This window comes from Bradyrhizobium sp. sGM-13 (assembly GCF_018398875.1).
Lineage (GTDB): Bacteria > Pseudomonadota > Alphaproteobacteria > Rhizobiales > Xanthobacteraceae > Bradyrhizobium.
Map to the genome: position 1 here is coordinate 1 of NZ_JAGWDK010000077.1, position 10,385 is coordinate 10,385.

The 10,385-nt window shown below is 63.3% G+C and carries 8 protein-coding genes; 6 read left to right on the top strand and 2 right to left on the bottom strand.

Translation table 11 applies throughout. The features are described 5' to 3' along the window. Positions 1–157 precede the first annotated feature (157 nt). Positions 158–2,431, bottom strand: coding sequence for a marine proteobacterial sortase target protein (locus KJQ96_RS37105; RefSeq protein ID WP_213291016.1), 2,274 nt, complete (start codon positions 2,429–2,431; stop codon positions 158–160). Between the two features lie 187 nt (positions 2,432–2,618). Here KJQ96_RS37105 and KJQ96_RS37110 point away from each other — a divergent pair, with 187 nt between their 5' ends. Further along, complete coding sequence (locus tag KJQ96_RS37110; RefSeq protein WP_213291017.1) at positions 2,619–3,380, top strand: helix-turn-helix transcriptional regulator; 762 nt, start codon at positions 2,619–2,621, stop codon at positions 3,378–3,380. A gap of 137 nt (positions 3,381–3,517) precedes the next feature. Here KJQ96_RS37110 and KJQ96_RS37115 read toward each other — a convergent pair whose 3' ends face one another. Then, entirely contained in the window at positions 3,518–5,065 is a 1,548-nt protein-coding gene (locus KJQ96_RS37115) for a long-chain fatty acid--CoA ligase (RefSeq protein WP_213291018.1), read from the bottom strand. Positions 5,066–5,256: 191 nt separating this feature from the next. On the opposite strand from KJQ96_RS37115, the gene KJQ96_RS37120 reads away from it, so the two are divergent. The 5 genes from KJQ96_RS37120 (at position 5,257) to KJQ96_RS37140 (ending at position 10,328) form a co-directional block, all read left to right on the top strand. After that, positions 5,257–6,411, top strand: coding sequence for an acyl-CoA dehydrogenase family protein (locus KJQ96_RS37120; protein WP_249735001.1), 1,155 nt, complete (start codon positions 5,257–5,259; stop codon positions 6,409–6,411). Between the two features lie 131 nt (positions 6,412–6,542). Continuing rightward, positions 6,543–7,697, top strand: a complete 1,155-nt coding sequence (locus KJQ96_RS37125) for an acyl-CoA dehydrogenase family protein (protein ID WP_213291023.1) — start codon at positions 6,543–6,545, stop codon at positions 7,695–7,697. A 35-nt stretch (positions 7,698–7,732) separates the two neighbouring features. After that, entirely contained in the window at positions 7,733–8,386 is a 654-nt protein-coding gene (locus KJQ96_RS37130; protein WP_213291019.1) for a glutathione S-transferase family protein, read from the top strand. Between the two features lie 187 nt (positions 8,387–8,573). Further along, positions 8,574–9,395, top strand: coding sequence for a helix-turn-helix domain-containing protein (locus KJQ96_RS37135; RefSeq protein WP_213291020.1), 822 nt, complete (start codon positions 8,574–8,576; stop codon positions 9,393–9,395). A 66-nt stretch (positions 9,396–9,461) separates the two neighbouring features. Then, positions 9,462–10,328 (top strand): 3-keto-5-aminohexanoate cleavage protein, encoded by an 867-nt coding sequence (locus tag KJQ96_RS37140; RefSeq protein WP_213291021.1) that lies wholly within the window; start codon positions 9,462–9,464, stop codon positions 10,326–10,328. Positions 10,329–10,385: the final 57 nt, after the last annotated feature.

The window sequence follows — 10,385 nt, forward strand, 5'->3', positions numbered from 1 at the left end:
TCAGGTGCGCAATTGCGCACCATAGTTCGATGCTTTCGCATCGCCCCGGAATGACAGCGGAAGGAGAAAAGTGGCGCGCGCGGCTCTGGGGGACGGGTGGAAGCCGCGCGCGCTCTGGAAAGAGGAGGTCGGGGGTCCCTCCTCCCTTCAGCCGACGTCAACGCAGTGACATCTGACGTCGATTGAACACTAAGACGATCAGGCTGAACGTGAGCAGGATCACGCCCGCAATCATCTTCAGTTCGGCGTCGGTGGCCGTCCTCGGCAGCGTGACCGTGCTGGGTGCTGTGGTGGCGACAGGCTGGGCCCGCTTCAGCGCCGCGATCTGGACACGTGCCTCCTCCGTATCCGCGCGCCGTTCCATCGGCGTTGCGGGGGCGCGGGAGCGCTCGCCGAATACCTTCTCAAAATCCCAACCCGCCGGCAGGTTGATCGGCAGTTCCGAGACCTTGAGCGGCTCCCCTTGCGGACGGCTCGGCGTCTTGTCGGCTGCGACCAGGCTGGTCAGCCGCGTGACGAGTTGATGCTCGAGCGCCAGCGCCAGAATCGCCTTATCCGCATCTTTCGGGGTCGCCTGCCGTGTAGTGCGCGCGACTTCGGCGTCCGCGATCTTGCGGCGTGCCCAGAGTTTGGACAGGCCTTTGCCTTCGGCTGCGTTTGCCAGCGGCAGGGTGACACTCCACGGGCGATCGCCAATGCGGCCCCTGATCTCGACCGAGCCCGCGAGCTTGTCGAGCTTTGCCGCGAGCACCAGTGGCTCGTCGCGGTAGACGTCCGGAATCGCGGCCGGCGTCATGTCGGCACTGGCGTCGGAGAATTTCGCGGCCAGATTGGTCACCGCGGGATTTTCCAGCTTGGCGAACAGCCCGCGCATGCGCTCTTCGACCTGCTCGACCGAACCGATATGGGTGAAGGTGCCACGGCCGAGTTCGGCGGCGCGCGTCATCAGGTAGCTGTTCGGCGCCGAGCCGATGCCGACCATGAAGACACGCGAGCGGCCGCGCAGCGCGCTGATGGTTTCGAACAATTGCTGCTCGTTGCCGATGGCGCCGTCGGTAAGGAACACGACCTGCCGGACGTAGTCGGCATCGCCAGCCTTGTCGGACAGCGCCGCACGCATCGCGGGAACCATTTCGGTGCCGCCATTGGCTTGCAGTGCGCCGACGAAAGAGGTGGCCCGGCCGATATGCTCGCTGTCGGCCGGCACGGCTGACGGGAATAACATATCCATGGTGTGGTCGAAGCGGATCACATTGAAGCGGTCGGTCGGCTGCAGGCGGCCGAGCGCGTAGATGAGGCTCGCCTTGGCCTGGACGATCGAGACGCCGCCCATCGAGCCGGAATTGTCGATCACGAAGATGACTTCGCGCGGCATAGGTTTTTGCTGCGCCTGTTCGACCGACGGCGGCGTGACGAAGGCGAGCAGATAGTCGCTATCGCCAACGCGCTCACGGAACAATCCGACCGAGGGCGCCGTCTCGGCCACGGGCTTCCAGGTCAGTTCGAAATCGCGATCCGCCGGCACCGGGCCTTCGGCCAATCGAAGAATGCTCGTATTCGCATCCGGCTTCTCGGTCTTGATCGCATGATGGTGGCTCTTGATTTCGCCGAGCGGGAAGCCGGCCTGCAGCCGCACGGTGATACGGGTCGGGTTGACCGGCGCGTTGGTCGCGGGATCGAGCACTTCGGGCGAGATGCGGTCGCGATCCGGAACGGGATCGGATTTGATCGCTCCCCAGCCGCCGCCGTCCGGTCTGAAATCGACGCTTTGCACGACGGGCGCGGGATTGTAGCGCGGGGCCACCACCATCGGCACCCGCAGCGAGAACGCGCCGCCGGATTGTTGGACCGGCTCCTGATACTCGATCTGCACCAGTACGGTTTCGCCGGGACCGATATTGGCGACCGAGTTGGTGAAGATGTTCGGACGCTCCTGTTCGGTCAGCGCCGCTTTCTGCCCGTTCTGCTTCGCCTGTTCGTAGATGATCTTTGCCTGCTGCCGCTCCTTGATGTCGCCGACCACGACGCGGTCGCCGATCACCATCTTCAGCGAATCGACAGCGCCGCCGGCCGGCAGCGGGTAGACATAGACCGCCTCGACCCAGTCTTTCGAAGGGTTGCGGAAAATCTGGGTGATGCGGGCGCGGACGGTGGGGCCCGACACGGTGAGATCGACGTCGATGCCGAGCCGCGCAGCGTCGGCATAGCCTTCATCGATCTTGAGGAGCAGCGAGCCGGCGCGTGCGTCGCCGGGCTTGAGGAAATTAGATTGCAGGCGCTCCGCCGACCACACCGGCTCAAAACTCAAAAATAATGCCGCAAATCCGACCAGGATTACGGCAACGCCTTGCATTACAAAGAACAGCATCAGCCTGACCAGGCTGGGCTGTTCGTTGCATTTGTCGGCCTCGATGTCGTCGCATGTCGTCATGTCGCTCTCTCCCGCACGGCGATTTTGCCGCGTGAGAGGGTGTGGAATTCAGCGATTTGGCGCGAGCGGAACGATCGGCAATGTTTGGCCATTGGCCGGCGCGGCCCGCCGCGGTCGGGGCGGCTTTGTGCGGGTTTGTGATGGATTGTGCGTCTGGTACACTGGCGCGGACGAAGCAGGGGTGACGATGCCAGCGCCGGATAAGCAGCTTTCCGCCGAACAATGCCGGCAGATTGCCGACACGATTCGTGAGAAGATCGCCCGCCGCCGCATCTCCCGGCAGTCTCTGGCAGAGCTTGCAAAACTCAGCCTTTCGACGCTGGAAAAAGTGCTGGGTGGCCGCCGCCCGTTCACCCTCGCCACCACCGTCCGGCTCGAGCATGCGCTCGGCGTTTCCCTGCGCAAGACGCCGGAGGCGCCAGCGCCTTTAGCAGCCAACGGCGAGATCGCGCCCGATGGCTTGGGTGCCTACTCGCGCCGTGCGGTCGCCTGGATCGAGGGAACCTATGTCACGGTGCGTCCCTCGTTCGGCGGCAAGGACGCGATTTTCGCCTACCGCACCGAAATCACCTGGGACGATGCGGCGTCGTCCCTGGTGTTTCATGAGAGCGAACGGCAGGACGCGGCGTTCACCCAGTTCGGCGAAGTGGCGGTGCCGAACCAGTCCGGCCATATTTACTTGGTCACCAACCGGCACGGCCAGCATCGCCTGATCACGGTGGCGCGGTTGGCGATTTCGGGCGAGATGTACGGCATCATCACGACGCTGCTGGCCGGCCGTGGCTCATTGTTGACGCCGATCGCGGCCCCAATCGCCTATCTGCCGATCAAGATGGTCGCGAACCCGACCTTTGGCCGCGTGTCTGCCGATGACCCCAATTACGCGCAATACCGCCAGCATCTGCGGCGAACGACGGAAGAACCCTTCGCGATGTTCCTGCCGAGGTAACTCCCTCCAACCTCCCCGCTGTCATCGTCCGCGAAGGCGGACGATCCAGTACCCGGCGGCCCTTCGGTTCAATCACGGCCGCTGGCGTCTACTGGATGCCCGCCTTCGCGGGCATGACAAGGGGGGGCGGGCCGCCGTCACGAAGCTAGCTTGTCGGTCGCTTTCGGCGCGTTGAACTGCTGTCGCAGCGTCGGCTTGTGAATCTTGCCCGTTGCGTTGCGTGGCAGCGCATCGACGAACTCGATCAACCTGGGACATTTGAACCGCGCCAGATTGGCCGCGCAGTGCGCGTGAATTTCGGCAGGCGTCAGCGTATGGCCCGGCTTGACCGCCATGATCGCCATGCCGACCTCGCCCCATTGCTCGTCCGGAATACCGATGACGGCAGCCTCCGCGATTGCGGTGAGCTGATGCAGCACGCTCTCGACTTCGGCCGGATAGACGTTCTCGCCGCCGGAAATGTACATGTCCTTCCAGCGGTCGACGATGTAGTAAAAGCCTTCCTCGTCGACGCGCGTGGCGTCACCGGTGTGCAGCCAGCCGTCGGTAAAGGATGATTGATTGGCATCCGGCCTGTTCCAGTAGCCGGGCGTGACGTTCGGCCCCCTAACCCAGAGCTCGCCAAGCTCGCCGACATCCGCATCCGTCCCATCGGGACGGACGATCCGCACTTCCGTATGCAGCACCGGCTTGCCGGACGAGCCGGCCTTGCGCGCGGCGTCCTCGCGATCGAGTGCCAGCACGGCCGGCGACGTCTCGGTCATGCCGTAGCCCTGCTGCAGGGCGACGCCGCGCTCTTCCCATACTTTCAGGAGCGGCACCGGCATCGGCGCGCCACCGACGCCGCCGATCACCAGGCGGCTGAAATCGGCCGTCGCGAACGAAGGATGCTGCGCCATGAACTGATAGATCGCCGGCACGCCGAAGAATTGCGTAATGCCGTAGGATGGGTCGCTGATCAGTTGCAGCGCCTGGCCTGGATCGAACGCGCGCATGATCAGCACGGTGCCGCCGGCATGCAGCACCGGGTTGGTGTAGCAATTGAGCCCGCCGGTATGGAACAGCGGCAGCACTGTGAGCAGAACCGTCGACGGCGAGACATAGGCGGGGCCGCCGAGATTGACGCAATTCCAGAATGTCATGCCGTGGGTGATGATCGCCCCCTTGGGCTGGCCCGTCGTGCCCGAGGTGTACATGATGGTCGAGATGTCGTCGTGCGTGACGCTTTCGAACCGGTCGAGCGGTTTGGATGCCGCGATCGCCGCTTCATAGGAGCCGCCGGGGCCAAGCAGCAGCGCCGATGAAACGTTGCAGAGCTTCGCGACCGTCAGCGCGACTTCCGTGAGATCCGTGTCATGGACCATCACCTTCGGTGAGGAATCGCCGACAATGAACTGCAATTCGGGAACCGTAAGCCGCGTATTCAACGGCAGGAAGACCGCGCCTAACCGGCCGCAGGCGAACTGCACTTCGAGCGTATCGGTGGTGTTCAGTGCCAGCACGGCAACGCGGTCGCCGCGCTTGACGCCGAGCGCATCGCGCAGATGCGTGGCAAGACGCGAAATGCGGCCGTCGAACTCTGCGTAGGAGAGGCGGCGGTCACTGGCGAGGTCGATCGCTGCAATCTTACCCGGCGTGCGGCGGCCGAAATGGGCGATCCAGTCGTAATAACGAACCGAGGGCATACTTCCTCCAGGGGCAGGCGGTCTTGCGCCGCTCGATACCGGCGATCTTATTTCGTTTTATCTGATGAAGCCGGCATATCGGTGTAATGTCTTGCGTTGTGTGGCTGGCCGCATCACCAGGTAGGCCGCAGCCGCTCAACGCAAGTTTGGGCAGGCCGAATCTGGGCATCGTAATCCTTGCGGAGGAAAGCATGCTGGAGCGCACAAGGGTGCAAAGCCCGTTCTACACGGCGGATCACGAAGCGTTCCGCGACGTGATGCGCCGCTTCGTGGCGCGAGAGATCGAGCCCTATGCCCATGAATGGGACGAAGCCGGCGAATTTCCGCGCGAGCTCTATCGCAAGGCGTCCGAAATCGGGCTGCTCGGGCTCGGCTTTCCAGAAGAGTATGGCGGTGTGGCCGCCGACCAGTTCATGAAGATCGTGGCGTCGCAGGAACTGGCGCGCGCCGGTGCGGGCGGGGTCAGCTCCAGCCTGATGAGCCACACCATCGGCTCGCCGCCGATTGCGCGCGCGGCGCGGCCCGAGGTCAAGGCAAGGGTGTTGCCGCAGGTGCTGTCGGGCGAGAAGATTTCGGCGCTCGCGATCACCGAGCCCAGCGGCGGCTCCGACGTCGCCAATCTGCGCACCAAGGCGCGGCGCGATGGCGACCATTACGTCGTCAGCGGCGAAAAGACCTTTATCACGTCGGGCATGCGGGCCGACTATCTGACGGTCGCGGTGCGCACCGGCGGCGAGGGACCGAGCGGCGTCAGCCTGCTGTTGATCGAAGGCAATACGCCCGGCCTGTCGCGGACGAAACTGAAGAAGATGGGCTGGTGGGCCTCGGATACCGCCACGCTGCATTTCGACGAGTGCCGCGTTCCAGCCGAGAACCTGATCGGCGAGGAGGGCCAGGGTTTCAAGCTCATCATGCATAATTTCAACAGCGAGCGCATGGGCATGGCGGCGAGCTGCACGGCCTATGCCCGTGTCTGCGTCGAGGAAGCGATGGCGTATGCCAAGGAGCGCAAGACTTTCGGCAAGCCGATTGCGCAGCACCAGGTGATCCGTCACAAGATCGTCGATATGGCGCAGAAGGTCGCGGCCTCGCAAGCGATGCTGGAAATATTGGCGTGGCGGCTCGGACAGGGCGAGAGCCCGGTCGCCGAAATCTGCATGATGAAGAACCAGGCGACCCAAACCATGGCGTTCTGCGCCTCCGAGGCTGTCCAGATTTTCGGCGGTGCCGGCTTCATGCGCGGCGTCAAGGTCGAGCGCATCTATCGCGAGGTCAAGGTCAATGCCATCGGCGGCGGCACCGAGGAGATCATGAAGGATCTCGCCTCGCGGCAGATGGGATTGTGATGGCCCTGCGCACCGTCATTCCGGGGCGACGCGAAGCGTCGAACCCCGAATCTCGAGTTGAGTCACATAATGTCGAGATTCCGGGTTCAGCCCTTTGGGCTGCCCCGGAATGACGAAGGATGAATGAAACGATGCTCTTCACCGCCGACCACGACGAACCCCGTCGTATCCTGCAAAAATTCATCGCCGCCGAAATCAATCCCTTTGTCGACGAATGGGAGAAGAACGACATTTTCCCGGCGCATGAATTGTTCAAGAAGCTCGGCGACCTCGGCTTTCTCGGCCTCAACAAGCCCGCCGAGTTCGGCGGCCAGGGACTCGATTATTCCTACGCGCTGATGATGGCCGAAGAGCTTGGTGCCATCAAATGCGGCGGCGTGCCGATGGCGATCGGGGTGCAAACCGATATGGCTACTCCCGCGCTGGCGCGGTTCGGCTCCGACGAGGTGCGCCGCGAGTTTTTGGCTCCCGCCATTGCCGGCGATGCGGTGGCCTGCGTCGGCGTCTCGGAGCCGGGCGCCGGTTCCGACGTCGCCTCGATCAAGACGAGTGCGCGTTCCGACGGCGACGATTACGTCATCAACGGCGGCAAGATGTGGATCACCAACGGCGTGCAGGCCGACTGGATCTGCCTGCTCGCCAACACCAGCGACGGCCAGGTCCATCGCAACAAGTCGCTGATCTGCGTGCCCATGAAGACCAAGGGCGTGCAGGTGGCGCGCAAGCTCGACAAGATGGGCATGCGCTCATCCGACACCGCGCAGATCTTCTTCGACAATGTTCGGGTACCCAAGCGCAACCGCATCGGCGAGGAAGGCAAGGGCTTTACCTATCAGATGGTGCAGTTCCAGGAGGAGCGGCTGTGGGGCGCGGCGGCCTGCCTCAAGGCGCATGAGTTCATCATATCAGAGACGATCGAATACACCCGCAACCGCAAGGCGTTCGGAAAATCGATCCTCGATAATCAGACCGTCCATTTCAAGCTGGCGGAGATGCAGACCGAGGTCGAGCTGTTGCGCGCGCTGGTCTACCGCGCTGCCGAAGCGTTGATCGCGGGCGAGGACGTGACGCGGCTTGCCACCATGGCCAAGCTGAAGGCCGGGCGCCTGGGTCGCGAACTCACCGATGCCTGCCTGCAATTCTGGGGCGGCATGGGGTTCATGAACGAGACGCCCGTCAGCCGGGCCTATCGCGACAGCCGCCTGACCTCGATCGGCGGCGGCGCCGACGAGGTGATGCTGACGGTGTTATGCAAGATGATGGGCACGCTGCCGAAAAACCAATAAGAACAAGTCAGAAAAGTAGCGATGAGGAACGGTTGATGATCACGCTCTATCACTGCGACGGCGCCCGCTCGTTTCGCCCGCTCTGGATGCTGGAAGAGATGGGCTTGCCCTACGAGTTGAAGATGCTGCCGTTCCCGCCGCGCGTGCTCGCCAAGGAATATCTCGCAATCAATCCGCTCGGGACCATTCCGTTCATGATCGACGGCGATACCAAGATGACGGAGTCCTCGGGCATCTGTTACTATCTCGGCACCAAATACGGACCGACGTCGCTGATGGTCGGGATGGACGATCCGGCCTATGGCGCCTTCCTGAACTGGATGTATTTCAGCGACGCCACGCTGACCTTTCCGCAAACGCTGGTGCTGAGATACAGCCAGCTCGAGCCGGAAGAACGGCGGAACCCGCAAGTTGCCGGCGATTACGCCAAATGGTTCCTGGGCCGGCTGCGCGCGGTCGAGGCAGCGACCGCCAATGCCGAAACCCTGTGCGCCGGCCGCTTCACCGCGGCCGATATCGTTAACGGCTATGCACTGCGGCTGGCCGGCAATATCGGCCTGGACAAGGATTTCGGGCCGAATGTCAGGGCCTATTGGGCCCGGTTGCAGGAACGCGAGGGTTATCAGCGCGCGGTTGCGGAGCGCAAGGCCGGCATCGAGCAAAACGTCGCGCCGCGCGTTCGGGCTTAATGGGTGTCATTCCGGGGCGCGCAGCGAACTATGGGGCGCCCTTGCGCCCCTGAGAATCTCGAGATTCCGGGTTCGATGCTTCGCATCGCCCCGGAATGACGGCCCCTTCTCTCGGTGACAGCCCACGAATTTCCGCTATGGTTGACCCCATCGCAGCGGCCAGAGAGCTGCGCGAGGAGGACGAGCCATGGACGATACCGGCCACAAATCCGGCCATCTGATGCTGATCACCCCGGAACGCGTGTTCTACGCCGGCCTGCTCGGTCGGCCCCGGCAACGCTGCTCGGGCGGGTTCAACATCTATGTTGCGATCGAGGGCGGTCTCTGGCTCACCACGGCCGATGGCCGCGAAACCCATCGCGACATGGTCGCTCTGTTGCCGAACGTCAGGCATACCATCGCGAGCGATCATCGCTCGGTGCTCAGCGTCGTCATCGAACCGGAGAGCGTTCGTCCCGGTGCGCTGGAAGATCTCGCGACGCGCCTCGTGGGACCTGAGGGCGCGGCTTTCGCCGGCCGCATTCGCGCGGCCTATCGTGAACTGCGCGAGCATCACGCCGGCTGTGAGTTTTCCAGCGCCGAATTCGATCGCCTGTGCCTTGGCGAAGTCTTGCCGCAACGTGAGCTCGATCCCCGCGTGGCGCAGGCGATCATGCAGATCGGAAAATTCTCCGGCGAGCCGGTGACGGCGGCAAGCTGCGCCGCGGAGGCGGGATTGTCCCCGTCGCGCTTTCTGCACCTGTTCAAGGAAGAGACCGGAATCTCGTTCCGCTCGTTCCGTGCCTGGAAGCGCGCGCGGCATTTGCTGCACTTCGCCAACCAGGACATCAACCTTGCGCATCTCGCGCAGGATATCGGCTATCCCGACTCTACGCATTTCAGCCACTCGATCCGCCGCTTCTATGGACTGAAGCCGCGTGCGATCTTTTCGGGCTCGCGTGATCTCGCGATCTATAGCCACCGCCGTGTCGCCTCCGGCAATAGCGGCTGGACGCAAGAAGCCGGCTGATGCCGGACGCATGATCGCGCAAGATACTTCCGCGATCTTTCGCGTCTTGCAATCGAAGGCTGATCCATGGGCGACAAGGCCGTCATTACCTGCTCGTTGAACGGCGTGCTGACCGATCCGAAGCAGCACAACGTTCCGGTCACGCCGGAGCAGATGGCGCGCGAGGCCAAGGCCGCATTCAATGCCGGCGCCAGCATCATGCATATCCACCTGCGCCAGCAGGGGCCGAACAAGGGGCATCTCCCGTCCTGGGAGGTCGGCCTGTCCAAAGAGATCCAGCAGGCGATCCGTGAGGCCTGCCCCGGCGTCATCATCAATCACACGACAGGCACGTCGGGTCCGAAATATCAGGGGGCACTCGACTGCGTGCGCGAGACCCGGCCCGAGATCGCGGCCTGCAACGCCGGCTCGCTGAACTATCTCAAGGTGAAGTCCGACAACACCTGGGCCTGGCCGCCGATGATGTTCGATAATGCGGTCGAGAAGGTGCAGGACTATCTCGACGCGATGAAGGAAGCGGGCACGATTCCGGAGTTCGAATGCTTCGACGTCGGCATCGTGCGCTGTGTCGGCATGTACGTGCAGACCGGCATGTATTCCGGACCGCTCGAATATAATTTCGTGATGGGCGTGGCGTCAGGCATGCCGGCGGATCCGGAGTTGCTGCCGATCCTGTTGAAGCTGAAGGTGCCGGAAGCGCATTGGCAGGTAACCGCGATCGGCCGCGCCGAAATCTGGCCGCTGCACCAACGCTGCGCCGATCTTGGTGGACATCTGCGCACGGGGCTGGAGGATACTTTCTATTTGGCTGATGGCACCAAGGTGACCTCGAACGGGCAGCTCATCGAGGCCATCGCGACCTGCGCACGGCGTGCGGGCCGCGAGATCGCAAGCCCCGCCGAGGCGCGGCAGATATTTGGAACCAGGCATTGAGGTCGTCATTCCGGGGCACGCGAAGCGTGAACTATGGTGCGCAATTGCGCACCTGAG

Bases quoted from the DNA above. Each gene is read 5' to 3' on its own strand.
- KJQ96_RS37105 (WP_213291016.1), bottom strand. From the start codon at position 2,431: ATGACGACATGCGACGACATCGAGGCCGACAAATGCAACGAACAGCCC.
- KJQ96_RS37110 (WP_213291017.1), top strand. From the start codon at position 2,619: ATGCCAGCGCCGGATAAGCAGCTTTCCGCCGAACAATGCCGGCAGATT.
- KJQ96_RS37115 (WP_213291018.1), bottom strand. From the start codon at position 5,065: ATGCCCTCGGTTCGTTATTACGACTGGATCGCCCATTTCGGCCGCCGC.
- KJQ96_RS37120 (WP_249735001.1), top strand. From the start codon at position 5,257: ATGCTGGAGCGCACAAGGGTGCAAAGCCCGTTCTACACGGCGGATCAC.
- KJQ96_RS37125 (WP_213291023.1), top strand. From the start codon at position 6,543: ATGCTCTTCACCGCCGACCACGACGAACCCCGTCGTATCCTGCAAAAA.
- KJQ96_RS37130 (WP_213291019.1), top strand. From the start codon at position 7,733: ATGATCACGCTCTATCACTGCGACGGCGCCCGCTCGTTTCGCCCGCTC.
- KJQ96_RS37135 (WP_213291020.1), top strand. From the start codon at position 8,574: ATGGACGATACCGGCCACAAATCCGGCCATCTGATGCTGATCACCCCG.
- KJQ96_RS37140 (WP_213291021.1), top strand. From the start codon at position 9,462: ATGGGCGACAAGGCCGTCATTACCTGCTCGTTGAACGGCGTGCTGACC.